Annotated in this window: 23 protein-coding genes; 14 read left to right on the forward strand and 9 right to left on the reverse strand. The window is 60.1% G+C overall.

Going from position 1 to position 23,005, the window contains the following annotated elements:
• Positions 1 to 6 precede the first annotated feature (6 nt).
• On the forward strand, positions 7 to 390 hold the full coding sequence (locus ACR3E7_RS15800; RefSeq protein ID WP_170783117.1) for a hypothetical protein: 384 nt from the start codon (positions 7 to 9) through the stop codon (positions 388 to 390).
• Here the strand turns inward: ACR3E7_RS15800 and ACR3E7_RS15805 are convergent, their stop codons facing one another.
• Together ACR3E7_RS15805 and ACR3E7_RS15810 are read right to left on the reverse strand one after the other, a co-directional pair.
• Entirely contained in the window at positions 391 to 1,488 is a 1,098-nt protein-coding gene (locus ACR3E7_RS15805) for a cystathionine gamma-lyase (protein ID WP_480505185.1), read from the reverse strand.
• A 3-nt stretch (positions 1,489 to 1,491) separates the two neighbouring features.
• Positions 1,492 to 2,334 carry an LOG family protein gene (locus tag ACR3E7_RS15810; protein ID WP_170791306.1) on the reverse strand — a complete coding sequence of 281 codons (843 nt, stop codon included), beginning with the start codon at positions 2,332 to 2,334 and terminating at the stop codon, positions 1,492 to 1,494.
• Positions 2,335 to 2,413: 79 nt separating this feature from the next.
• Here ACR3E7_RS15810 and ACR3E7_RS15815 point away from each other — a divergent pair, with 79 nt between their 5' ends.
• The 3 genes from ACR3E7_RS15815 (at position 2,414) to dapD (ending at position 4,924) form a co-directional block, all read left to right on the forward strand.
• Positions 2,414 to 3,325, forward strand: coding sequence for a threonine/serine dehydratase (locus tag ACR3E7_RS15815; protein ID WP_480505187.1), 912 nt, complete (start codon positions 2,414 to 2,416; stop codon positions 3,323 to 3,325).
• A 44-nt stretch (positions 3,326 to 3,369) separates the two neighbouring features.
• Entirely contained in the window at positions 3,370 to 3,969 is a 600-nt protein-coding gene (locus tag ACR3E7_RS15820) for a GntR family transcriptional regulator (RefSeq protein WP_480505189.1), read from the forward strand.
• 127 nt (positions 3,970 to 4,096) lie between these two features.
• Positions 4,097 to 4,924, forward strand: a complete 828-nt coding sequence (gene dapD / locus ACR3E7_RS15825) for a 2,3,4,5-tetrahydropyridine-2,6-dicarboxylate N-succinyltransferase (protein ID WP_480505191.1) — start codon at positions 4,097 to 4,099, stop codon at positions 4,922 to 4,924.
• Between the two features lie 51 nt (positions 4,925 to 4,975).
• On the opposite strand, the gene ACR3E7_RS15830 is transcribed toward dapD, so the two are convergent.
• Complete coding sequence (locus ACR3E7_RS15830; protein WP_170791301.1) at positions 4,976 to 5,311, reverse strand: cupin domain-containing protein; 336 nt, start codon at positions 5,309 to 5,311, stop codon at positions 4,976 to 4,978.
• 95 nt (positions 5,312 to 5,406) lie between these two features.
• Here ACR3E7_RS15830 and ACR3E7_RS15835 point away from each other — a divergent pair, with 95 nt between their 5' ends.
• Entirely contained in the window at positions 5,407 to 5,751 is a 345-nt protein-coding gene (locus tag ACR3E7_RS15835; protein WP_170775019.1) for a hypothetical protein, read from the forward strand.
• Here ACR3E7_RS15835 and ACR3E7_RS15840 read toward each other — a convergent pair.
• Positions 5,748 to 6,806, reverse strand: a complete 1,059-nt coding sequence (locus ACR3E7_RS15840; RefSeq protein WP_170783110.1) for a transporter substrate-binding domain-containing protein — start codon at positions 6,804 to 6,806, stop codon at positions 5,748 to 5,750. The two genes, ACR3E7_RS15835 and ACR3E7_RS15840, sit on opposite strands and share 4 nt — an antisense overlap.
• Before the next feature lie 207 nt (positions 6,807 to 7,013).
• Here ACR3E7_RS15840 and dapE point away from each other — a divergent pair, with 207 nt between their 5' ends.
• The 4 genes from dapE to ACR3E7_RS15860 all read left to right on the forward strand — a co-directional run bounded on the left by dapE (position 7,014) and on the right by ACR3E7_RS15860 (position 12,481).
• Entirely contained in the window at positions 7,014 to 8,153 is a 1,140-nt protein-coding gene (dapE, locus tag ACR3E7_RS15845; protein ID WP_480505194.1) for a succinyl-diaminopimelate desuccinylase, read from the forward strand.
• 1 nt (position 8,154) lies between these two features.
• Positions 8,155 to 8,730: a TIGR04282 family arsenosugar biosynthesis glycosyltransferase gene (locus tag ACR3E7_RS15850; RefSeq protein WP_480505196.1), complete on the forward strand. Its 576-nt coding sequence runs from the start codon at positions 8,155 to 8,157 to the stop codon at positions 8,728 to 8,730.
• Between the two features lie 48 nt (positions 8,731 to 8,778).
• Positions 8,779 to 11,037: a ribonuclease R gene (gene rnr / locus ACR3E7_RS15855; RefSeq protein WP_480505198.1), complete on the forward strand. Its 2,259-nt coding sequence runs from the start codon at positions 8,779 to 8,781 to the stop codon at positions 11,035 to 11,037.
• 145 nt (positions 11,038 to 11,182) lie between these two features.
• Positions 11,183 to 12,481: a lytic murein transglycosylase gene (locus tag ACR3E7_RS15860; RefSeq protein ID WP_480505200.1), complete on the forward strand. Its 1,299-nt coding sequence runs from the start codon at positions 11,183 to 11,185 to the stop codon at positions 12,479 to 12,481.
• A 72-nt stretch (positions 12,482 to 12,553) separates the two neighbouring features.
• Here ACR3E7_RS15860 and ACR3E7_RS15865 read toward each other — a convergent pair whose 3' ends face one another.
• Together ACR3E7_RS15865 and ACR3E7_RS15870 are read right to left on the reverse strand one after the other, a co-directional pair.
• The gene (locus ACR3E7_RS15865) at positions 12,554 to 13,951 is read right to left on the reverse strand and encodes an aspartate aminotransferase family protein (protein ID WP_480505202.1); all 1,398 of its coding nucleotides are present in this window, start codon (positions 13,949 to 13,951) and stop codon (positions 12,554 to 12,556) included.
• Positions 13,952 to 14,026: 75 nt separating this feature from the next.
• Complete coding sequence (locus tag ACR3E7_RS15870; RefSeq protein ID WP_480505204.1) at positions 14,027 to 14,710, reverse strand: GntR family transcriptional regulator; 684 nt, start codon at positions 14,708 to 14,710, stop codon at positions 14,027 to 14,029.
• A gap of 140 nt (positions 14,711 to 14,850) precedes the next feature.
• On the opposite strand from ACR3E7_RS15870, the gene ACR3E7_RS15875 reads away from it, so the two are divergent.
• From ACR3E7_RS15875 to ACR3E7_RS15895, 5 genes are all read left to right on the forward strand, one after another.
• Complete coding sequence (locus ACR3E7_RS15875) at positions 14,851 to 15,936, forward strand: polyamine ABC transporter substrate-binding protein (RefSeq protein WP_480505206.1); 1,086 nt, start codon at positions 14,851 to 14,853, stop codon at positions 15,934 to 15,936.
• A 70-nt stretch (positions 15,937 to 16,006) separates the two neighbouring features.
• Entirely contained in the window at positions 16,007 to 17,134 is a 1,128-nt protein-coding gene (locus ACR3E7_RS15880) for an ABC transporter ATP-binding protein (RefSeq protein WP_480505208.1), read from the forward strand.
• Positions 17,134 to 18,024, forward strand: a complete 891-nt coding sequence (locus tag ACR3E7_RS15885; RefSeq protein ID WP_480505209.1) for an ABC transporter permease subunit — start codon at positions 17,134 to 17,136, stop codon at positions 18,022 to 18,024. The genes ACR3E7_RS15880 and ACR3E7_RS15885 overlap by 1 nt, the downstream gene beginning before the upstream one ends.
• A complete protein-coding gene (locus ACR3E7_RS15890; protein ID WP_170774875.1) occupies positions 18,021 to 18,839 on the forward strand; it encodes an ABC transporter permease in 819 nt (272 codons plus the stop codon). The genes ACR3E7_RS15885 and ACR3E7_RS15890 overlap by 4 nt, the downstream gene beginning before the upstream one ends.
• Complete coding sequence (locus tag ACR3E7_RS15895) at positions 18,836 to 20,137, forward strand: NAD(P)/FAD-dependent oxidoreductase (protein ID WP_480505212.1); 1,302 nt, start codon at positions 18,836 to 18,838, stop codon at positions 20,135 to 20,137. Before ACR3E7_RS15890 ends, ACR3E7_RS15895 begins: the two co-directional genes overlap by 4 nt.
• A gap of 5 nt (positions 20,138 to 20,142) precedes the next feature.
• On the opposite strand, the gene ACR3E7_RS15900 is transcribed toward ACR3E7_RS15895, so the two are convergent.
• From ACR3E7_RS15900 to ACR3E7_RS15910, 3 genes are read right to left on the reverse strand one after another with little or no spacing between them, the layout of a single operon-like run.
• Positions 20,143 to 21,009: a phosphotransferase family protein gene (locus ACR3E7_RS15900; protein ID WP_480505214.1), complete on the reverse strand. Its 867-nt coding sequence runs from the start codon at positions 21,007 to 21,009 to the stop codon at positions 20,143 to 20,145.
• A gap of 55 nt (positions 21,010 to 21,064) precedes the next feature.
• The gene (locus tag ACR3E7_RS15905) at positions 21,065 to 21,727 is read right to left on the reverse strand and encodes a flagellar hook capping FlgD N-terminal domain-containing protein (RefSeq protein WP_480505216.1); all 663 of its coding nucleotides are present in this window, start codon (positions 21,725 to 21,727) and stop codon (positions 21,065 to 21,067) included.
• 3 nt (positions 21,728 to 21,730) lie between these two features.
• Positions 21,731 to 22,951 (reverse strand): flagellar hook-length control protein FliK, encoded by a 1,221-nt coding sequence (locus tag ACR3E7_RS15910; protein ID WP_480719422.1) that lies wholly within the window; start codon positions 22,949 to 22,951, stop codon positions 21,731 to 21,733.
• Positions 22,952 to 23,005 lie beyond the last annotated feature (54 nt).

Raw genomic sequence — 23,005 nt, forward strand, 5'->3', positions numbered from 1 at the left:
ACTTTAATGACGCGCAGACTCAAGTCCGTTCTGGCCCTGCTGGCTGGGAATGCCATCGGGTTGCTGCTGGCGGCGATCTTGCTGCCTGAATTTGCGATCCGGCCGATCTCGTTCATCGTGGTGGTGATCGTTTTCACGCTTATTCAATGGGTCGCCGAGCCACTGATCCTGAAACTGGGCGCAAAGCGCGCGCCTGCAATCAAGGGCGGTATCGCGTTGATCGTGACCTTTGTCGGGTTGCTGCTGACCGATCTGATCACAAATGGTCTGACTGTGGGCGGTATTTCGAACCTGCTGGCCGCAACCTTGCTGGTCTGGCTGGGGGCGTTGATCGCCAGCATCGTGCTGCCGATCTACGTGTTCACTGAACTGCGCGAGCCCAAGAAGTAATCACAGCGCGTTAAGGCTGGCGTTTATCGCCTGCCACAACTCCTCGACCGGCTCACACCCTACCGAAAGACGGATGAAGGCCGGGTCCACATCGTCGCCCCAGCGCGCGCGGCGTTCGGCTGAACTGTGGACGCCTCCGAAGGATGTGGCAGGACGAAGCATCGGGCAGGCGTTGATGAAGGTTTCGGCTTTGTCTTCACTGTCCAGCGTGATCGACAACAGAAACCCGAACCGCGTTGTCTGCGCTTTGGCCAGCGCGTGCGCGGGGTCAGAGGGCAGACCGGGATAGCGGATAGCTTTCACCGCAGGGTGATCCGCTAGCCGCTCGGCCAGTACCTGCGCCGAGGCGCACATCCGGTCGAACCGCACATCCAGCGTCTCTAGCCCGCGATGCAGCAGCCATGCCTCATGCGGGCCGGGGATCGCGCCAGAGACTTTACGCCATTCCTCGACCCGCTCCATGATCTGCGGATTGCGGCTGGAGACATGGCCCATCAGCAGGTCGGAATGCCCGCCCATGGCCTTGGTGTCCGAGGCTACAACCACATCCACGCCCAGATCCAGCGGGCGCTGGCCCAGCGGGGTCATGGTGGTGTTGTCAGCAATCGTGATCCCTCCGGCTGCGCGTACTGCTTGTGCAATTGCGGGCAAGTCCATCATGTCCAGACCGGGGTTCGAGGGGCTTTCGACAAAGACCACGTCGAACCCGTCAAACCCGCCCTCGGTAAACGCGGTCGTGGGGCGTTCGGTGACCGACACGCCCAGACCTGATAGAAATCGATCCGCCAGCACGCGGGTGACGTAGTAGCCGTCGGACGGGATCAGGATACGCGACCCGGCCTTGATGGTGGCAAACAAAGCGGCGGAAATCGCCCCCATTCCCGAGGGGAACACGAGGCAAGGCGCGTCCTCCAGATGGGCCAGAACATGTTCCAGATGCACCCATGTGGGGTTGTCGACGCGGCCATAGGTTGCCAAACCGTCCGGCGCGCCGGGCAGGTGGTACATGCTGCTTTGGGTCAGCGGCAGCGCCACAGGGTCGCCTGCATTCAGGGCATTGCCGCGCAGGTGCAGCATCTCTCCGGGTTTGGGGGCCATCTCTCAGCGCCCCGGAATGTCGTCGCGGGGCGGGGCGGGTTCCCAGTTCTCGATGATGTCGACAGCCTCTTGCGCGGTGTCGACAAAACGGAACAGGTCCAGATCTTCTTCCGAGATGGTGCCCGCATCCGCCAGTGCCTCCCAGTTGATGACCTTTTCCCAGAACTCTCGGCCAAACAGCAGGAAGGGCACGCGGTCCATCCGGCCGGTCTGGATCAAAGTCAGGGATTCAAACAGCTCATCCATGGTGCCAAAGCCGCCGGGGAAGATGGTGATGGCCCGGGCGCGCATCAGGAAATGCATCTTGCGGATGGCGAAATAGTGGAAGTTGAAGCTGAGTTCCGGCGTCACGTAGAGGTTCGGCGCCTGTTCATGCGGCAGCACGATATTCAGCCCGATGGAACAGCCGCCCGCGTCCTGCGCGCCGCGATTGCCAGCCTCCATCACGCCGGGGCCGCCGCCGGTGACGATCACGTTCTCGCGGCAGCCTGTCTGGTTCGACTTCTCGGTCATCAACCGGGCAAATTCACGTGCTTCGTCATAATACTCAGACAAGTCAGCCAGAGTTTTCGTGCGCGCATTGTGTTTTTGCGACGGTTCCGGGATGCGCGCGCCGCCGAACATGACGATGGTCGAGGTGATCTGACGTTCGCTCATGATCATCTCGGGCTTAAGCAGCTCCAATTGCAGGCGCACCGGGCGTAGCTCATCGCGGCACAGGAACTCATCATCGGCAAAGGCAAGGCGATAGGCGGGCGAGCGTGTCTGCGGCGTGTCCGGCACCTCGCTCGCGGTCGAGCGGTCGGTCTGCGCGTCGCGGAACGGGCTGTGGCGGTCTTCTCTCATATGTGAGGTTTCCCTGCTTGCGTGTTTGCAAAACAGCTATAGGGTTCGCGGTCAGAGCGCCAGTCACGGAAGTACAAGAATGAATTGGAAGAACGAAATTTCAGCAGCCGCAGACCGGATCGCTGGGTACGCACAGGTTACACCCGTGATGGAGAGCCGCGTTCCGGGCTACCCGATTGAGTTGAAGCTGGAGCATATGCAGCACACTGGCAGCTTCAAAGCGCGCGGGGCATTTAATACGTTGCTCAGCATGGATGTTCCCGCGGCCGGTGTCGTGGCCGCATCGGGTGGCAATCACGGGGCAGCGGCGGCCTATGCGGCGCAGACGCTGGGCTATCCGGCCAAGATTTTCGTACCTGAACTGGCGGGTCCGTCCAAAATCGCATTGATCGAACAAACGGGAGCGGACCTGAGTGTTGTGTCCGGCGAATATGCGAACGCGCTTACGGCGGCGCAAGATCATGAGGCGCAGACCGGCGCGATGCAGATCCACGCCTATGACTCGCCGGGCACCGTCGCCGGGCAAGGCACGTGTTTCGCCGAATGGGAGGCGCAAGGCCTACAAGCCGACACAGTTTTGGTCGCCGTTGGTGGCGGAGGGCTGATCGCCGGGGCGCTAGCGTGGTTGCAAGGTGCGCGCAAGGTCGTGGCTGTCGAGCCCGAGACCTCATGCGCTTTGAATGCCGCATTGCAGGCCGGGGAGCCGGTCGATGTCTCGGTCTCGGGTATTGCGGCCAATGCGCTGGGCGCGCGGCGGATCGGATCGATTTGTTTTGGTCTGGCGCAGGGCATGACCTCGGTCTTGGTCAGCGATGCGGCCATTGCCGATGCGCAAAAGCGGCTTTGGCAAGCGCATCGGATTCTGGTCGAACCGGCAGGTGCTGCGGCTTTGGCGGCGTTGATCTCTGGCGCGTATAAGCCCGCGCCAGGGGAAAAAGTGGCCGTGCTGGTGTGCGGGGGCAATATTTCACCCGACCCGCTGATGGGCTGAGAATGCGGCTTGTGATCTTTGGGGTCGGATTTTATCTATTTTTCATGAGCGCGACCATTGCCGACACCATTTACGACAGCCTAAGCCAGCAGATCATAACTGGCGCACTGACCGCTGGGGAAAAGCTGCGTCAGGATCATATTGCACGGGCCTTTGACACCAGTCATGTGCCGGTGCGCGAGGCCTTGCTGCGGTTGCAGGCCCATGGGCTGGCCAAAAGCGAACCCCGTCGTGGAATGCGCGTAACAGCGCTGGACCCGGTTGAGATGCGCGAAGTGATCGAGATGCGCGTCGCGCTGGAGCCTCTGGCGCTGCAATATGCGGTACAGAACCTGACACCTAATGCCCTGGTACGTGCAGAAGAGGCGCGACTTGCCTGTGATGCGGCTGAAACCATGCCGGAATGGGAAGCCAGGAACCGCGCCTTTCATCGTGCCATTCTGACGCCCTGCGGGTTGCCGCGTTTGCTGCGTACAATCGACGATCTGCACATCGCCAGCGCGCGCTATCTGTTCGCGCATTGGCGGCCGAAATGGGAGCAGCGGGTCGACAGCGACCACGCCGCGCTGATGCAGGCGATCCAGAAGAAAGACACGGCAGGGGCAGTTTCAATTTTGGTGCGTCATATCAGGCGGGCAAGCTAGACGGCCCGCAAAACACCGCAGTGTCGATGTCCTGACGTAAACGCACCCGCCTTCGTCGCATTGCGTCATTGTTTTCGGCTGCGTATAGGCAACACCAACGTGAACAGATTCGTCAGGGAGCCCCGAAATGTCCAACGCGCAACTGGAAGCCGCCATCGAAGCCGCATGGGAGGCACGCGATACCATCACCCCCGCCACCACCGGCGAAACACGCGAGGCCATCGACGACACGCTGAACGCGCTGGACAGCGGCACGCTGCGTGTTGCTGAAAAGCTGGACAGTGGCGACTGGCACGTGAACCAGTGGGCCAAGAAAGCGGTCTTGCTGGGCTTCCGCATCAAGGACATGGAAATCCAGACCGGTGGCCCACAGGCCGGTGGCTGGTGGGACAAGGTGGACAGCAAGTTCGCCGGTTGGGGTGAGAACCAGTGGAAAGCCGCAGGCTTCCGCGCCGTGCCCAACTGTGTGGTCCGCAAATCAGCCTACATCGCGCCCGGCGCGGTTCTGATGCCGTCTTTCGTGAACCTCGGCGCCTACGTTGACGAAGGCACGATGGTCGACACGTGGGCCACCGTCGGGTCCTGCGCGCAGATCGGCAAGAACGTCCACCTGTCGGGCGGCGTCGGCATTGGTGGCGTGTTGGAGCCGATGCAGGCCGGCCCGACCATCATCGAAGACAACTGCTTTATCGGAGCCCGGTCGGAAGTGGTCGAGGGCTGCATCGTCCGCGAAGGCTCGGTTCTGGGCATGGGCGTGTTCATCGGCAAATCAACCAAGATCGTCGACCGCGAAACCGGTGAGGTCACCTACGGCGAAGTGCCGCCCTATTCGGTGGTCGTTGCAGGCTCCATGCCGACCAAGAACAACATCAGCCTCTATTGCGCTGTGATCGTGAAGCGGGTGGACGAAAAGACTCGCTCGAAAACCGGGATCAATGAACTGCTGCGCGACTAAACCCCGCGCCAGTCGAATACAGGCCGCAGCCCCGCGCTGCGGCCTTTGTTGTTAGCCCTTGACCGGATAGCGGTCGGCTTCCTCGAACACGTCGATCACCCGCGACCCGGCCTTAATCTTACCGCCATGTTCCACACCTGAAGGGATCGAGTAACTGTCGCCGGGTCGGTAGATGCGTGTCTCATCCCCGATGGTCAATTCGATCTCGCCTTCAATGACCGTGCCCCATTGCGCCTTGTGCGAATGCATGGGCAGTTCGAAGTCTTGCAAAAAGGTAAAAAATGCCACCAAACCGGCGTCCGAGCGGATCACGGCGGATTGTACCACGTCCTCGGGGAACGGGACGTCGAGGCTGGGAAAATTGGTAATGAAATCTGGATAGGTCATATGGCCCCCTCTTGGCTGATGGCGTCACTATGGCCAGATGCCCGCCCTCATGCAATCGCTTGACCGGACAGGGGCGCGCAGCTATGGCCCCCAACATGGAAAAGCAAAAGAAACCCTCCCGTCAGCAAGTTTACACTCTGCTTGTGCAGATCGGCCGCAAAGAAGGCGACGGCCTGCCCGAAGGCGCGACCGGGGCGGCGTTGATGTGCTTTGCCAGCGGTGTGGATGAGGCCGAGGCGGTGCGCGAAACCGTAGCGATCCTGAAACAAGCCGACACCGCGCCTTTGGACGTGACTGGCTATGGCACATTGGCCGAACGCGAAGCGCAGGGCCATGACATCGACCCGGATGAGCGCGCCCTGATGCAACGTGCGCTGGACGAGAACGCGGTCATTGTTGCTCAGATGACGCCGTTTTTCGGGGATGAAGACGCGGTCTAGTTCCGCGCGCCGAACCACTTTCGGTAAATCTCGTCATAGGTGCCGTCTTCGCGCAGGGCCAGCAGTGCCTGATTGACGTCTTCCACCAAGGGCGAGCCGGTCGGGAAAACGATCCCGTAGTTTTCGCGCAGGAAAATACCGCCGGTCATCGAAGCGAACCTGCGACCCTGATGCGTGGCATAGTAGGACAGGATCGGGGCATCGAACACGACGGCGTCCAAATCCTCGGCTTCGAACGCGGCCAGTAAGGGATCAAGACTGTCATAGCCTGCAAACTCGATCTCGCGCCGGTTCAGGAAACTGGCAGCGGTCGAGCCCGAGATCGTGCCGACCTGCTTGCCATAAAGGTCATTGACCGAATTCACGTTGCCGCTGATCGCATCCACCGTCATGACCGAGGTGATGCGCGCGGTGAAGACTGACACGATGAACAGGGACGACACCACCAGCACCACGCCCAGCAGGCGGCCAAAGGGGGTGCGCGGCATCCGTTCCTCGAACCCGCCATTCACGACTAGATTAAGCGCCCACCAGAAGGACGGAAACCATGCCTCATCTAGCTTGCGGTCGAAATAGGGCTGCGAGCGGCGCTCGAACACCCACATCAGCATCCCTCCGCCCAGCAGGATGGCAAAGGCCAGCCCGATGGCGATAAACAGCTCAACCGACAGCAAGGCTTGCAGCAGAGACGGGCGTCGCACCGCGTCCGAGGGAACCATGATCTGCAAACCGGCCTCGAAAATCGGTTGGCTGAAATCCATCTGCGTTTCACGCGCGGCGGTGATCGAGATATTGGCGATGGCCAGATCAGACGTGCCGTCTTGCACCGCAACCAGCATGTCGCCGAAGCCGTCTACGCGGTCGATCTCGTAGTCCCAGCTCAGGGCCTCGGCCAAAGCAGCCAGCAGGTCCATCGAGAATCCCACATCCGCCCCATCCTCGACATATGAGAACGGAGGACGGGTCACGGTGGTGACCGACAATGTCTGCGCCTGGCTTTGCTGTGCGAGAACCGCGAAAGTCAGGCAGATCCATGTGACAAGAATGCGAGTCATCAAAATTACCTGTTTCGCGGCCCTGTAACGCGAATTTATCGGGTGGGACAAGGTGGTCGCTGGGTCACACCTGATGTTTTGTTGGGGTATCACCCCGAGAGTTCTGTCAAAAAACGAGGTGAAGTGGCCGACTCAGGGGTTGGCAATTGGGCCAATTCGTTGAATCTGTGCGCGAACCTGCGTGTGAGGAATGGGAAAGGGGCAAAGATGACAGACCCGGTAGAGTTGACGGCGGAGCTGATTCGTTGCCCATCGGTCACACCCGAGGAGGGCGGAGCGCTGGTTCTGCTGGAAAATCTGCTGTCCGGCGCAGGCTTTGACTGTACCCGCGTAGATCGCGGTGGGGTCAGCAACCTATTCGCCCGTTGGGGCGACAAAGCGCATCCGCGTAGTTTTGGTTTTAACGGCCATACCGATGTTGTTCCCGTCGGCGATGAGGCCGCATGGACCACGCCGCCCTTCGGGGCGCAGGTGAAAGACGGTGTGATGTATGGGCGTGGCACCACGGATATGAAGTCCGGCGTGGCGGCCTTCGCTGCTGCCGCGGTTGATTTCGTGCGCGACACACCCCCCGATGGGGCCGTGATCCTGACCATTACAGGCGATGAAGAGGGCGACGCGCTGGACGGCACGACCGCCCTGCTGGACTATATGAACAGCGCCGGGGAAAAGATGTCGGTTTGTCTGGTTGGTGAGCCGACTTGCCCGAACACAATGGGCGAGATGATGAAGATCGGGCGGCGTGGCTCGATGAATATCTGGTTCACCGTGACCGGGGTTCAGGGCCACGCGGCCTATCCGCACCGCGCCAAGAACCCGATGCCCGCAATGGCGCGGCTGATGGACCGGTTGGCCAGCCACGAGTTGGATCAGGGTACGGACCATTTCGACGCCTCAACACTGGCCGTGGTGACGATCGACACGGGCAACTCGGCAACAAACGTGATCCCCGCGCAATCTACTGGGGCTGTGAATATCCGGTTCAATGATCTGCATTCCGGGGCCAGCCTCAGCGATTGGTTGCGGGCCGAGGCCGCTGCCGTGGCCGATGAGTTCGGGGTTGAGATCGACCTGCGCATCAAGATCTCGGGCGAGAGCTTTTTGACCCCGCCGGGGCCCCTGTCCGCACTGGTCGCCAAGGCGGTTGAGGCGGAAACCGGTGTGGTGCCCGAGATGTCGACCACAGGCGGTACCTCGGACGCGCGATTTGTGAAGAACCACTGCCCGGTGGTGGAATTCGGCCTTGTGGGCCGCACGATGCATCAGGTGGACGAATGCGTCGAGGTAGCCCAGATCGAACAGCTCAAGGCGATTTATACGCGCATCCTGCGGGACTATTTCGCCTGAGATGCAGCGCACCCTTGTGATCATGGTCAAAGAGCCGCGACCGGGTCGGGTGAAAACCCGGCTGGGTCGGGATATCGGCATGGTTGGTGCAGCGTGGTGGTTTCGCCATCAGACCCGAAACCTGATCCGGCGGCTGCGCGACCCGCGCTGGCAGATCGTGCTCGCAGTTTCGCCCGACCGCGAAGGGCTGACCAGCCGCATCTGGCCCACCGACCTGCCGCGCGCAGCGCAAGGGCGGGGAGATCTGGGTGACCGGATGGGGCGAATGTTGCGCGGGATGCCAAAAGGACCCGTCTGTCTGATCGGGGCGGATATTCCGGGCATCACGCGTAGCCATATTGCCCACGCGTTCACAGCGCTTGGCGGAGCGCAGATGGTGTTCGGCCCTGCGCCCGATGGCGGGTATTGGCTGGTGGGCGCGCAAAGATACGGTGCGCTGCACGACGGTCTATTTAGCAATGTGCGCTGGTCCACCGAACATGCGCTGGCGGATACGCTGGCATCGATCCCCGGCGCGCGGGTGTCGCTGCTGGACCCGTTGCGTGATGTGGACACGGTGGCGGATCTGAAACCCTGATCCGTTTTTGGTCATGACGCCGTCGCACGCCCGTGTTACGCCAAATATATGAGTCGCATACCCACCAAGCAGGAGGTCCTTGACTGGATCTCGGCGAACCCCACCCTGACCTCGAAACGCGATATCGCCAAAGCCTTTGGGATCAAGGGCGCGGCGCGGATCGACCTGAAACGCATCCTGCGCGAGCTTGAGGCCGAGGGCCACCTGGAAAAGCGCAAGCGCAGCTATGGCGACCCGGATCGTCTGCCACCGGTCAGTGTGTTGCAGGTCAAGGCTCCGAACGATGATGGCGACCTGTTCGCCCGCCCGCTGGAATGGCATGGCGAGGGGGTCGAGCCCATCGTGCTGCTGATCACCCGCGCCAGTGACCCGGCGCTGGGCGAGGGTGACCGGATTCTCGCCCGCCTGACCGTGGTGCATGAGGAAGACCACAATTACGAGGCCCGCCTGATCCGCCGCATTGGCACCAACCCACGCAAGATCGTCGGCATTTTCCGCAAAGGGGCCGAGGGCGGGCGGATCGTGCCTATCGACAAAGCGGGCCAGAATGAATGGCTGGTCCCCGATGGTGCGGTGCTGGGCGCAAAGGACGGTGAGTTGGTCGAGGCCGAACAGGCCGGGCCCAAGAACCGCATGGGCCTGCCCCGCGCCCGCATCGTTGAACGGTTGGGCGACCCCACCGCGCCCAAGGCGGTCTCGCTGATTGCTATCCACCAGCATGGTATCCCCGACGACTTCCCGGACAAGGTGATCGCCGAGGCTGACAAGGCCAAACCCGTCGGTCTGAAGGGCCGTGAGGACCTGCGGGATATGCCGCTGCTGACCATCGACCCCTCAGATGCGCGCGATCATGACGACGCGTGCTATGCGCATGCGGACGATGATCCGAAGAACCCCGGCGGTCATGTGATTTGGGTCGCCATCGCCGATGTCGCCGCCTATGTGCAGCCCGGAACCGCGCTGGACTGCGAGGCGCGCAAGCGCGGCAATTCCAGCTATTTCCCCGACCGCGTGGTGCCGATGCTGCCGGACCGCCTGTCGGGCGACCTGTGCTCGCTGCATGAAGGCGTCCCGCGCGCTTGTATCGCCGTGCGGATGCAGATCGACGCCGAGGGCAACAAGATCGGCCACCGTTTCGTGCGCGGGCTGATGCGCTCGGCCGCGTCGCTGCACTATGCTGAGGTGCAGGAGGCCATCGACGGTACTCCCAATGACCGCACCGGACCGCTGTTGGAGACGGTGCTGAAACCGCTCTATGCTGCCTATGCCGCGTTGAAATCCGCGCGTGCGGTGCGACAGCCATTGGAGCTGGACCTGCCCGAACGCAAGATCGTCCTCAGCGACACCGGCGAAGTGACCAGCGTGGCGTTTCGCGACCGGCTGGATGCTCATAAGTTGATCGAAGAGTTCATGATCCTCGCCAACGTGGCTGCTGCCGAGACGCTGATTGCCAAACGTCGCCCGCTGCTGTTCCGCGTCCACGAAGAACCCGCGCCCGAGAAACTGGAGAGCCTGCGGGAAACGGCTCAGGCTGCCGGTTTGAACCTTGCGAAAGGGCAGGTGCTGCAAACCCGCCACCTCAACGCGCTGCTGAACGCCGCTGCTGGAACCGAAGATGCAGAACTGATCAACCTGACGACCCTGCGGTCGATGGCACAGGCCTATTACAACCCCGAAAACTTCGGCCATTTCGGTCTGGCGCTGCGGAATTATGCACATTTCACCTCGCCCATCCGCCGCTATGCGGACCTGATCGTGCATCGCGCGCTGATCTCGGCCCATGGCTGGGACAAGGATGGGCTGACCGAAGATGAAATCGCGCGGCTGGACGAAACCGCCACCCATATCTCGGACACCGAGCGGCGTTCGATGATGGCCGAGCGTGACACAACCGACCGCTATCTGGCCGCCTATCTGAGCGAGCGGGTGGGCAATGAATTCACCGGCCGCATCAGCGGCATCGCGCGGTTCGGGGCCTTTGTGAAGATGGACGAAACCGGCGCTGATGGGTTGGTGCCCGTGCGATCCTTGGGGCGTGAGTTTTTTCATTTCGACCGCGAGGCCGGGACGCTGATGGGATCAGACACCGGGCTGATTATCGCCATCGGCCAACGCGTCACGGTGCGCCTGACTGAGGCGACGCCGGTTACGGGCGGGTTGGAGCTGGAGTTGCTGTCCATCGACGATCAGGCCCTGCCGCGTGGGCGAGGTCCGGTGAAACGCGGCGCGCGGCGAAAGGCGCTCAGCAACAAGCGAAAGAAAGACAAGATCAAGCGCAAGGTCGAACGCAAGCGCCGGCAGAAGTAGGCGCCCTGGCCGGGCCTCAGGTCACGAACCGGTGCCGTCAGCATGCGTTCGCTGGGCAAAACACGGCGCATCGGTCTTTTGCGCGCTTTGTGAATTTCCCGTTTTGCGCTATTCTTGGCCTTGAGCAGTAATCAGGACATTCGACATGCGTAAAAGCATCAGCGGCGCCGTGACCGTCGCTCTATGGGCGTCCCTTTTGCAGGTATCGCCGGGTCACGCAGAAGACAAGTCAGGGGCTTTTCAGGTGGCCTCGGCGGATGTGACGGTTTCGCTGCGTCCGGCCTTGCGGCCATCGACACAGGAGTATCGGGTGGCAACCGAAGGAAACGCACGCTTTCAGGCATGGTTGGGCGCCTTTCGCAAACGGGCGGTGGAACAGGGGATTTCGGCAGGTACTTTGGACCGGTCACTGACCGGGCTGACCTATGACAAGGACGTCATCAAACGGGACCGCAATCAGGCCGAGTTCTCAAAACCGATCTGGGACTATCTGGATTCCGCTGTGTCGAGCAAACGCATCGCTGGTGGGCGTGCCGGGTTGGATGACTACAGTCAAACCCTGAACAAGATCGAAAAGAAATATGGCGTCGAAAAAGAGGTTGTGACCGCGATCTGGGGGCTTGAGACCTCGTATGGATCATTCAAAGGCGGGGATCAGACGATCCGCTCGCTGGCGACATTGGCCTTTGACGCCCGCCGCGCGCAGTTTTTCGAGGCGCAGCTGGTTGCGGCTTTGCAGATTGTCGAGGCCGGGGATGTAGCGCCGTCCAATATGGTTGGAAGTTGGGCGGGTGCGATGGGGCATACGCAGTTCATGCCGACCTCGTATCTGGAACATGCGGTGGATTTCGACCGCGATGGTCGCAGGGATATCTGGGCCGATGATCCAACGGATGCACTAGCCTCGGCCGCGTCTTATCTGGCGCGCCATGGGTGGAAAAAGGGTCAGCCCTGGGGGGTCGAAGTGCGGTTGCCTGAAGGGTTCGACTATAGCCAGGCGCGGCGGGATTATACTCTGAAACCATCGCAATGGGCGCGGCAGGGGGTGGTGACACCGCAAGGCCGTGCGGTTCCCAACCATGGTAAGGCCGCGATCCTGCTGCCTGCTGGTGGGCAGGGGGTTGCGTTGATGGTCTTCGACAATTTCCGGGTGATCGAGAAGTACAACAGCGCGGATGCCTATGTGATCGGGGTAGGGCACCTGTCGGATCGTTTGGCGGGTGGCGCGCCGTTTCAAGGCGCGTGGCCACGTGGCGACCGGGTGCTGAGCTTTACCGAGAAGAAAGAGCTTCAGACCCGCTTGACTGAAGCCGGGTTTGATACGCAGGGCGTGGATGGACGCACGGGCCCAAATACGGTCAATGCTGTGCGAGAATATCAGCTCGCGCAGGGGTTGGTGCCGGATGGCTACCCGTCCCTGCGGTTGCTTGAGCGGTTGAGGTAAAGGGGGCGCTGCCCCCGCCGCGGCAGGCCGCGACTCCCCCGAGATATTTTTGGCCAGATGAAGCTGCGCGGATCAATTGGCGGCTCTCATCAATCCCTGTTTGGTGATTTCTGCATGCGCTTCGTCCAGTGATTTGTGGATGCGCAGGAACATTTCGTCGATATCCGCAGGTGTCACAATCAGCGGTGGCGAGATAATCATGCGGTCGCCGACATGGCGCATGATCAGATTGTTGGCAAAGCAGCGCTCGCGGCAGATCAAGCCGATCGTTCCAGCTTCGGATGCGAATTTTGCACGGCTGGATTTGTCCGGGGTTAGGGCGATTGAGCCCATCATGCCGACAATTTTCGCTTCACCCACCAGCGGGTGGCTGGTCAGAGCTTCCCATTTTTTTTTCAGGTAGGGGGCGGCGACGTCGCGGACGTGGTCCACTATGCGTTCCTCTTCGAGGATGCGCAGGTTTTCCAACGCCACGGCAGCGGCAACAGGGTGACCGGAATAGGTATAGCCGTGGTTGAATTCGGTATCGCCGATAACTTTGGCGATGTCGTCGTTGACGATGGACCCGCCGATGGGGGCGTAGCCCGAGCTGAGGCCCTTGGCGATGGTCATGATGTGCGGGCGGATGCCCATGGTTTGTGAGCCGAACCAGCTTCCGGTGCGACCGAAGCCGCAGATCACCTCATCGGCGATCAGCAGGATTTCGTATTTGTCGCAGATGCGCTGGATTTCCGGCCAATAGGTTTCGGGAGCTACAATCACGCCACCCGCGCCCTGCACGGGTTCGGCGATGAAGGCTGCAACGCGGTTTTCGCCCAACTCCAGAATCGCCTCTTCCAATTCACGCGCACGGGCCAGGCCGAACTCTTCTGGCGCCATGTCGCCGCCCTCGGCCCACCAGTTGGGTTGATTGATATGATGGACATTTGGGATCGGAATGCCGCCCTGAGCATGCATCCCAGCCATTCCGCCAAGCGACGCTGAGCCTACGGATGAGCCGTGATAGGCGTTGTGGCGGCTGATGATGATGTTCTTGTCAGGCTGGCCTTTTTCGGCCCAATAGGTGCGAACGAGGCGGATATTGGTGTCATTTGCCTCGGACCCGCTGCCTGCAAAAAACACATGGTTCAGATCGCCTGGCGCCAGTTCGGCCAGTTTGTTGGCCAAGGCGATGGCGGGGACATGGGTGGTCTTGAAGAAGGTGTTGTAGTAGGGAAGCTCGCGCATTTGGCGGGCGGCGGCATCCGCCAGTTCATCGCGGCCATAGCCGATATTCACGCACCAGAGCCCGGCCATGGCATCCAGAATCTGTTCCCCTTCACTGTCGGACAAATAGATACCTTTGGCGCCGCTAATGACTCGCACACCGTCCTTGCTCAGGTCCGCATTGGTCGAGAAAGGGTGCATATGGTGGGCAGCGTCCAGCGCCTGCAACTCGGCGGTCGGCATGTGGTTGGTGATGGTCGACATCGGGGAATCTCCTGCAAGAGCGGTTGGCGATCACAATATGATCAAATTTTTCCCTGTCAATCGAATCGCATTATTCTAGGACGTCGATAGTGCTTCGGCCATCAGTTCCATCCCTTGTTCGATGTCTTGCGCGGTGGCTTTTGCAACGCGCTGGGGGTCTTGATCACGCAGTGCCGAGACGATGTCCTTATGGCGATCCGGCAGGCTTTGAGTTCCGAACCGGCCGCATACGACTCGTAGGGACGGGCCGAACCGAAGCCACAGACTTTCGGCCAAATCGTTCAGAATCGGGGCGTCGGCATGGGCGTACAGAGTTTGGTGGAACTGGTGGTTCAGGCGCAGATAGCCGCCGACATCTCCGTCCGCGATGGTGCGGTCCAATCGTTGATCGATGCGGGCGAGCGCGTCTATCTCGGCCTTGCTCATGTTAAGGGTCGCACGTCTGGAAAGCTCTGATTCTATTGCAATTCTTGCAAAAATCATTTGCCCGACATCACTGTCCTTCAGCAAAGGTACACTGACCCGACGGTTGCCTTGAAACACCAGTGCGCCGTCCGAGATCAGCCTTCGGATCGCCTCGCGTACAGGGGTCATGCCAACTCCAAGCGAATCAGTCAGTCCTTGTATGGTGACAGGCTGTCCGGGCACCAGATCGCCGTACATGATCTGTGCGCGCAGTGTCTGATAGACCTGTTCATGCGCCGGCTGTTTCTGATCCCCGGAGACCTGTGAAACCGCCTTATTTTTGATCAAATCCAAGTGGTTTACCCTATTTTCGACTATGTTGACTTGCCAGGAATCTGACCTCGTGAAACCATACGATGGATCGGGGGAAAACGCAAAACTTGATCAAATCCAAAAAAACGGGAAAATACCCGCACACTTGCAGGGAGAAGAAAATGTCAATCAAAACGCTGACACTGACAGCGGTCATCGCATTGGGGACTTCGGCGGCCTTCGCCGAAGAGGTGCGTGTCTACAATTGGTCGGACTATATCGACGAGGAGCTGCTGGAGAAGTTCGAGGCCGAAACCGGCCTGACGCTGATCTACGATGTGTTCGACAGCAACGAAGTTTTGGAAACCAAAATGCTGGCTGGCGGATCGGGCTATGATGTGGTTGTGCCCTCGGGCACATTCCTTCAGCGCCAGATCCAGGCGGGGGCTTTCCAGCAACTGGATACGTCGCAGTTGGACAATTCAGGCAACCTTTGGGATGTCATTCAGGAACGCACTGCGGGCTATGACCCCGAAAACGCCTATTCGATCAACTACATGTGGGGCACCACCGGGATCGGTGTGAATGTTGGCAAAGTGCGTGAGCTGCTGGGCGACGATGTTGCGCTGAATAGCATGGAACTGGTGCTGAAACCTGAGAATATGGAAAAGCTGGCCGGTTGCGGCGTTCATTTCCTGGATGCGCCCGCGGAAATGATTCCGATGACGCTGCAATTTTTGGGCGAAGACCCTGACAGCCATGATCCCAAGGTGATCGGCAAGGTCGAAGAAGTGCTGACCAGCGTGCGCCCCTACATCCAGAAATTCCACAGCTCGGAATACATCAACGCGCTGGCCAATGGCGATATCTGCGTGGCCGTGGGTTGGTCGGGTGATATTCTTCAGGCCCGTGACCGTGCCGCCGAGGCCGACAACGGAGTCGAGATTGAATATCACCCCTTCGCCGAAGGCTCGCTGATGTGGTTCGACCAGATGGCGATTCCGGCGGATGCACCGAACCCGGAAGGTGCGCATAAGTTCCTGAACTTCATCCTGGATGCCAACAACATGGCTGCGGCGTCGAACTATGTGTACTACGCCAATGGCAACAAGGCCTCGCAAGAGTTTCTTGAGGAAGACGTGATCGGCGATCCGGCGATCTATCCGGACGACGCAACGATGCAGAATCTCTACATCACCACGCCCTACCCGGCAAAAACGCAGCGGGTTGTGACCCGTCTGTGGACCAAGATCAAATCGGGTACCTGATCCGATTTCCTAAGGCAGGGCGGGTTTTCCGCCCTGCCGTTTTTCCTAAGATTGCCGAACGGGGGCTGTAGTGAACTCTGACGTCTTTGCGCCGTGGGAAGACCCACAGGCGAAACCCTTGATCCAATTCCAGAATGTCACCAAGCGGTTTGGAGACTTTACGGCAATCGACAACCTGTCTCTGGATATTTTCGAGAAAGAATTTTTCGCTCTACTGGGGCCTTCGGGCTGCGGCAAGACCACAATGATGCGGATGTTGGCGGGGTTCGAGACGCCCACAGAAGGCCACATTATGTTGGGCGGTCAGGATATCGACCCGATCCCACCGAACAAGCGGGCGGTGAACATGATGTTCCAATCCTACGCACTGTTCCCCCATCTGAGCATCTGGGAAAACATCGCCTTTGGTCTGCGCCGGGACAACATACCCAAACGCGACCTTGAGGACAGAGTCGAAGAAATGCTGCGCCTGACCCGGCTGACGCAATTCGCGCGTCGTAAACCGCACCAGATCTCGGGCGGGCAGCGGCAGCGGGTCGCTTTAGCACGGTCTTTGGCGAAAGCGCCAAAACTATTGCTGCTGGACGAACCGTTGGGCGCGCTGGACAAGAAGCTGCGGCAGGACACGCAGTTCGAGCTGATGGATATTCAGGAAAAGACCGGCACCACCTTTGTCATCGTGACCCACGATCAGGAGGAAGCTATGACCGTGGCGAGCCGCGTGGCCGTAATGGATCAGGGACAGCTGATGCAAGTCGCCACGCCGGACCGGATTTATGAGAACCCCAACTCGGTCTATGTCGCAGACTTTATTGGCGACGTGAACATCATTGAAGGCCGCGCCACCGCCAATGGTGAAGACACCTATCAGATCGATTGGGCCGAAGGGCAGGCCCCGTTGACCGCGACCTCGGCCAAAGGGTTTGCGCGGGGGCAGGCCTGTCATCTGGCCATCCGCCCCGAGAAGGTAACTATCTCGGCCGACCGCCCGGCGGACGCGATCAATGCGGTGCAAGGCAAGGTCCATGACATCGCCTATTTGGGGAACCTGTCCACCTATCACGTCGAATTGCCCAACGGCACGATCATCAAGGCGCAGACGGCCAATACCCGCCGTATCTCGCGCCGTTCATTCACGTGGGAAGACCCGGTCTGGCTGTCCTGGACAGCAACGGCTGCGGTTCTGCTGGCCGACTGATGCGCCGCGCCTTTCTGATCGCTGTCCCCTATGTCTGGCTGCTGGCGCTGTTCTTGGTGCCGTTCTTCATCGTCCTGAAAATCTCGCTGTCGGAAATCGCGCTGGCGATTCCGCCTTATACGCCGACGCTGGACTTTTCGCAGGGCTGGTCGGGCATCAAAGATTTCTTCAGCCAGCTTGACCTGGAAAACTATGTCTGGCTGACCGAGGATGACCTGTACTGGAAAGCCTACCTGTCCAGCGTAAAAATCGCTCTGATTTCGACGTTTTTGACCCTGCTGGTGGGGTATCCGATCGCCTATGGCATGGCCCGCGCGCCTGCCGAGTGGCGCCCGACGCTGATGATGCTGGTGATCCTGCCCTTCTGGACCTCGTTCCTGATCCGCGTTTATGCGTGGATGGGTATTCTGTCGAACGAAGGTTATCTGAACCAGTTGCTGCTGTGGACAGGGCTGATCTCGACCCCGCTGACCATTCTGAACACCAACACTGCCGTCTATATCGGCATCGTCTACACCTATCTGCCGTTCATGATCCTGCCGATCTATTCGGCGCTGGAACGGATGGACGAATCCCTGATTGAGGCCGCCGAAGACCTTGGTTGTTCGCGGGTTCAAGCCTTTTGGCTTGTGACAATCCCGCTGTCGCGCCCCGGCATCATAGCAGGCTGTTTCCTTGTGATGATCCCGGTGATTGGCGAATTCGTCATCCCCTCGCTTCTGGGCGGGTCAGGCACGTTGATGATCGGCAAGGTTTTGTGGGAGGAGTTCTTCTCGAACCGCGACTGGCCCGTGGCGAGCGCCGTGGCCGTAGTATTGCTGCTGATCCTTGTGATCCCGATCGTGCTGTTCCAGCGCAACCAGCAGAAACAGACGGAGGCCGAGCAATGAACAGGCTAAGCTGGTTCAACGCGGTCTCGCTGACGCTGGGATTTGCGTTCCTCTATATCCCGATGATCATCCTGATCATCTTTTCCTTCAACGAAAGCAAGCTGGTCACCGTCTGGGCTGGCTTCTCGACCAAATGGTATGGTGAGCTGGTCCAGAACGAGGCGTTTCTGGATGCGGCATGGGTGACAATCCGGGTGGCTGTGTTCTCATCTACGCTGGCGACCATTCTGGGCACCGCCGCCGCCTATGTGCTGGTGCGTGGGGGGCGTTTCTTCGGTCGAACGCTATTCTCCGGTATGATCTACGCCCCGCTGGTGATGCCCGAGGTAATCACCGGCCTGTCGCTGCTGCTGCTGTTCATCGGCATCGGGCTGGATCGCGGTATCCTGACCATCGTTCTGGCGCATACGACCTTTTCGATGTGTTTCGTCTCGGTCGTTGTCTCGTCGCGTTTGGTGACGTTCGATCAGTCGCTGGAAGAGGCCGCTCTGGACCTTGGTTGTTCGCCCGCGCAAGCGTTTCGCCTAGTGACACTGCCGATCATTGCGCCTGCCGTGATTTCCGGCTGGTTGCTGGCCTTTACCCTGTCGCTGGATGATCTGGTGATTGCGTCCTTTACCTCGGGGCCGTCGGCCACAACCCTGCCGATCAAGATCTTCTCGGCGGTCAGGCTGGGTGTCAGCCCCGAGATTAACGCGCTGTCAACGTTGATGATCGCCGTCGTGACAGTGGGCGTCATTACCGCGTCGCTGGTGACAAAACGCGCCATGATGCGACAAAAGCAGGATGAAATGGCCGCGGCACGGGCCGAATGAAACGGCTGTTTCCGGACTATACCTATGGTCCCGGTCCAAGGCAGGGATGCTGGTGGGACGAAACAATTGCCGCCCCCAATTGGCCGGAACAGTCTGGGGATTTGGTCGTTGACGTAGCCATTGTTGGCGCGGGTTTCACTGGCCTGTCCGCCGCGTTGCATCTGACCAAGGCCGGGGCATCCGTCGCTGTGCTTGAGGCCGAAACGCCCGGCTGGGGGGCGTCTGGCCGAAATGGTGGGTTTTGTTGCCTGGGCGGGTCGAAGCTTAACCCCAAGGCCATGACCCGTCTGTTCGGTGAGGCGGCGACAGCGGGCTATGCGCAGGCCGAGGAAGATGCCGTCCATCTGGTCGCCGATCTTCTGAGCAGTTATGAAATCGACGCCGATACCCATTCCAAAGGTGAAACCCAACTGGCGCACAATGCGCGGGCAATGGAGAGGCTGAGGAAAAGCGCCGAGGCCTTGGGTGTTTTGCACGAAGCTGCAGACTTGCCCGCCTTGGGATTCGGTGGCGCGTTCCATGGCGGCTATACCACCCCCGTCGGGTTTGGTCTGAACCCAAGGAAGTACCTGTACGGGCTGGCAGACGCCGCCAAAGCGCGCGGCGCCCAGCTCTTTCAGAGAAGCCCGGTGTCAAAAATTGTCAAAACAGCGAGCGGCTTTGATGTCCAGACGCCAACTGGCCGGATACAGGCGGCAAACGTTCTGATCTGCACCAACGGATATTCAAGCGAGGATGTTCCGGCCTGGATGTCTGGGCGTTATATGCCTGCGCAGTCGACCGTTCTGGTGACGCGGCCTTTGACGCAGGCCGAACTGCAGGCGCAGGGTTGGACTTCGGATCAGATGTCATATGACACCCGGAATTTGTTGCACTATTTCCGCCTGATGCCGGATCGTCGGTTCCTGTTCGGAATGCGCGGCGGCCTTCGGTCCTCGTCGCGTGCCGAGGCCGGCATTCGCCAAAAGGTTCGCCATGACTTTGCGGCGATGTTTCCCGAGTGGCGCGGGGTGGACGTCACTCATATGTGGTCGGGGATGGTGTGCCTGTCCCGCAACCTGATGCCCTATGCCGGTCCGGTGCCAGATCAGCCTGGTATGTTCGCCGGGTTCGCTTATCACGGCAACGGTGTCGCGATGGGAAGCTTTTGCGGACGGGCTCTGGCTCAACTGGCTTTGGGGCATAACCCGGACTTGCCAGAGCCGATGACCCGCAGGCCCGGTCGGTTCCCCCTGGGGCGGTGGCGACGCGCCCTGATGCCGCCTGCCTACGCTATGATGGGGCTTGCGGATTTGTAGCGCGGTCAGAGGGACGCGATTTCCAGTTCTAGCCCGGCGGCATAGTCGTCGGCCCCGTTCTCGACCCGCCACAAGCAATAGGCCGCCATCCGCCATGCATACCAGGGGCGCAGCGCGTTGAAACGCGCGACGATCTGAGGCTGGTCATAGGAGGTCAGAAACGCCGCCTCCTCCTCGGGCGCCAAGGGTGCCCCGCGATAGAGGTGCTGCATAGCTGGGGACAGGAACAAGGCGATATCTTCGCAGGGGTCCCCCAGCGCTGGGCATTGCCAGTCAATCAGCGTCAGACCCGTGTCTGAGGCCAGGATGTTTCCGGCTACCGGGTCGCCATGGATGAGGCAAGTGTCCGGCGTGGCGGCAACATGGGTCTGCGGGCAAAGCTGTTCCAACCGCTGGCGAACTTGTGTCTTGCACAGACCCAGAATGCGCCGCGTATGATCCCGTAGGTCGTCGCTGCCATTGCATCCGTCGGGTGCGTCGATCCGGATTTCCATACTGTGCAGCCTGCGCAGCAATTGAGCCACTTGCGCGGCCCCGGTTTGCCAGGGCGCACCGGGCGCGTGATCATAGAACACCCAATGCCCATCACTATCCTGCCCCGCCGCCCGCAAGCGCGGGGCAAACCCTGTGGGGGCAAGCTCCGTAAGGCAGAGCGCCTCAAGCCGGGCATCGTTTCGAAACAGAGGGTTGCGCAGCCCTGAACGATACAGTTTGAGCACCTTATCTCCGTCTCCGCCCAGAACCTTCCAGACCTGATTGGTGCGCCCGCCATAAAGGGTCTGAAAACGCGCCCCGGCCTCGACCAGACCTGAGCGGCACAGATCTTCCACAAGGCGGGGCGGAGGTGCGTTTGAAGCGGGCAGAGGGATCACCGGGTCAGGAGTTGAGTCGCGCGTTGCACAGCTTTGGCCTGTCCCGGCGCGTAGATCAAGTTCCGGTTCGAACGCCCGAGACCAGACCGGCCGGTATGACCTGCCCGTTTTCGAGGGTCAGCAACACCGTATCCTCGCCCACCTGCGCCTCGATCACTTGCGCGTATGAGGACATGGGCTGCGTCGACAGAACCTCTTCCCCGTCATAGCTTTCCATTGCGGCAGAGTAGGTTCCAGCCGGAAGCGGCGTGCCGTCCTCTTTGGTTCCAGCCCAGACAATCACGGAATCGGTGGTTTGAACGGTGATCCGTTCAACCTCGGCCCCGTCTGCGTCGCGGATAACCAGAACGGCACCGTCCGCCGCCGGAGCGGCCTGGCCGTAAAGTGTCAACGGCGCGCCGTCGAACTGGAATGGAGAGGTGCTGCGCACATCCATGCCGACCCAACTGGCTAGTTCCTCCAGATTCATGCTGCTCATCGACAGGGTCAGGGCCGTCAGCAGGTCATTTGTCTGCACCTGTTGTTCCACCATCGAAAACTGCGCCAGTTGTGCGGCGTATTCCGAGGAATCCAGCGGCTCCAACGGGTCTTGGTGACGGGCCTGAGCGGTCAGCATCAGCAAAAAGGTCTCAAAATCCGAGGCCAGCGCGGCCGTCTGACCTGAGGACGCCGCCAATGGATTGGCTTTCTGCGTGGTTGAAGCGATAGGAGAGATCATGGGTCACAGCCTTATGTCGATGCGCCCGGACGTGCCAAGGTTGACCGGGCGCTGGAGAGTGGCAGAGGTGAGTTCGGATTGTACCGTCTCAGAAAAAGAATTTTCACCGGAGTCCGATGGGTCCTGTCCCTTGTCGGCGGAGTTGCCCAAGTCGAAGGACAGATCGCCGAAGCCGAGGCTTTTGAACGCGGCCTCAAGCACAGCAAGATGGCGGCGCATCAAGTCCAGCGTCTCGGGACGTTCCGCCGCGATGGTCAGATGCAGCCCATCATCACGCCCATTCAGAACCATCGAGACGCGCCCCAGTTCTTCGGGGTTCAGCGCGATTTCCACCGCACCTGATTGAGGCCGTGCGGTGATCGCTGCCGCCATCTGTCCGGCAATGGCCCGAGCAACCTCGGACCGTGCGGTCGCTGGCAGATTTGCCGTCGCCGTCTCGCGCACCGATGCGGTCGCGCCGGTTTCCTTCACGATCAGGCCGTCCTCTACCTCGGGGAGAGGAGTTGAATCGGTGTGTGCAGCGGCATTTTCCGATACCAGAAGTTGAATCTGCATAAGGTTGGGTACTTGGGTCGGTGCAGCAGGTGGTTTTGGATTTGCAGCCGACTCAACATGTGGCTCCTGGGAAATCGGCGAAGTTAGAACTTCCTTCTTTGCGGAAAACGGCGTTGGAGCCGCAGCGATTGCAAAAGCAGGAACTGACCTGCTCTCTGCTTTTGGCAATGTCGGAAGATTTGGTGAATCCTCAGGCAAGTCATCGTTGAAAACAGGCGATACCTCGGCGCGTCGATCGCCCATATTGCGCTTTGGAGGTTCCGCAAGAGCTTCGTCAGATCGTATGCTATCCCCCGTTTCCGCCAAATTGTGCGGATTCCCAGCGACCGCCGGCGCAGCATCAGGTCGCGACAGTGGGTGCGATTTGATCGTCTGCGAACCTGTTTCAACAGGCAAACCTTTTTCCACGACTATCTGCAGATCTTTGGCTTCTTCCCCATCCGAGTCGGGCACCGTTTCGGTATCCAGCAGAGAAACAAGATCTTCTGTCGGTTCGGATAGGCTCTGCTCGGGCGGCGCCTGATCATCCAGAACGGATTGAAAAGACATATCGGCCTTTTGTCCCGAACCATCGGCAGGTTGGGGAGAAATTTTGGCGTTATTTTGGGCGGGTATCACCGCTGTAAGAGGATTGGGCATTTTGCTCCCACTCAGGTTGTCTGGCCACAAACCTGCCCGCAGGAAGTTACGTTTATTTTAACTGCTTTCCTTTTTGATCGAGAA

Source organism: Ruegeria sp. BK1, assembly GCF_056535645.1.

Excerpts from the sequence above, each read along its gene's own strand:
- ACR3E7_RS15800 (WP_170783117.1), top strand. The coding sequence starts at position 7 with ATGACGCGCAGACTCAAGTCCGTTCTGGCCCTGCTGGCTGGGAATGCC.
- ACR3E7_RS15805 (WP_480505185.1), bottom strand. The coding sequence starts at position 1,488 with ATGGCCCCCAAACCCGGAGAGATGCTGCACCTGCGCGGCAATGCCCTG.
- ACR3E7_RS15810 (WP_170791306.1), bottom strand. The coding sequence starts at position 2,334 with ATGAGAGAAGACCGCCACAGCCCGTTCCGCGACGCGCAGACCGACCGC.
- ACR3E7_RS15815 (WP_480505187.1), top strand. The coding sequence starts at position 2,414 with ATGAATTGGAAGAACGAAATTTCAGCAGCCGCAGACCGGATCGCTGGG.
- ACR3E7_RS15820 (WP_480505189.1), top strand. The coding sequence starts at position 3,370 with ATGAGCGCGACCATTGCCGACACCATTTACGACAGCCTAAGCCAGCAG.
- dapD (WP_480505191.1), top strand. The coding sequence starts at position 4,097 with ATGTCCAACGCGCAACTGGAAGCCGCCATCGAAGCCGCATGGGAGGCA.
- ACR3E7_RS15830 (WP_170791301.1), bottom strand. The coding sequence starts at position 5,311 with ATGACCTATCCAGATTTCATTACCAATTTTCCCAGCCTCGACGTCCCG.
- ACR3E7_RS15835 (WP_170775019.1), top strand. The coding sequence starts at position 5,407 with ATGGAAAAGCAAAAGAAACCCTCCCGTCAGCAAGTTTACACTCTGCTT.
- ACR3E7_RS15840 (WP_170783110.1), bottom strand. The coding sequence starts at position 6,806 with ATGACTCGCATTCTTGTCACATGGATCTGCCTGACTTTCGCGGTTCTC.
- dapE (WP_480505194.1), top strand. The coding sequence starts at position 7,014 with ATGACAGACCCGGTAGAGTTGACGGCGGAGCTGATTCGTTGCCCATCG.
- ACR3E7_RS15850 (WP_480505196.1), top strand. The coding sequence starts at position 8,155 with ATGCAGCGCACCCTTGTGATCATGGTCAAAGAGCCGCGACCGGGTCGG.
- rnr (WP_480505198.1), top strand. The coding sequence starts at position 8,779 with ATGAGTCGCATACCCACCAAGCAGGAGGTCCTTGACTGGATCTCGGCG.
- ACR3E7_RS15860 (WP_480505200.1), top strand. The coding sequence starts at position 11,183 with ATGCGTAAAAGCATCAGCGGCGCCGTGACCGTCGCTCTATGGGCGTCC.
- ACR3E7_RS15865 (WP_480505202.1), bottom strand. The coding sequence starts at position 13,951 with ATGTCGACCATCACCAACCACATGCCGACCGCCGAGTTGCAGGCGCTG.
- ACR3E7_RS15875 (WP_480505206.1), top strand. The coding sequence starts at position 14,851 with ATGTCAATCAAAACGCTGACACTGACAGCGGTCATCGCATTGGGGACT.
- ACR3E7_RS15885 (WP_480505209.1), top strand. The coding sequence starts at position 17,134 with ATGCGCCGCGCCTTTCTGATCGCTGTCCCCTATGTCTGGCTGCTGGCG.
- ACR3E7_RS15890 (WP_170774875.1), top strand. The coding sequence starts at position 18,021 with ATGAACAGGCTAAGCTGGTTCAACGCGGTCTCGCTGACGCTGGGATTT.
- ACR3E7_RS15895 (WP_480505212.1), top strand. The coding sequence starts at position 18,836 with ATGAAACGGCTGTTTCCGGACTATACCTATGGTCCCGGTCCAAGGCAG.
- ACR3E7_RS15905 (WP_480505216.1), bottom strand. The coding sequence starts at position 21,727 with ATGATCTCTCCTATCGCTTCAACCACGCAGAAAGCCAATCCATTGGCG.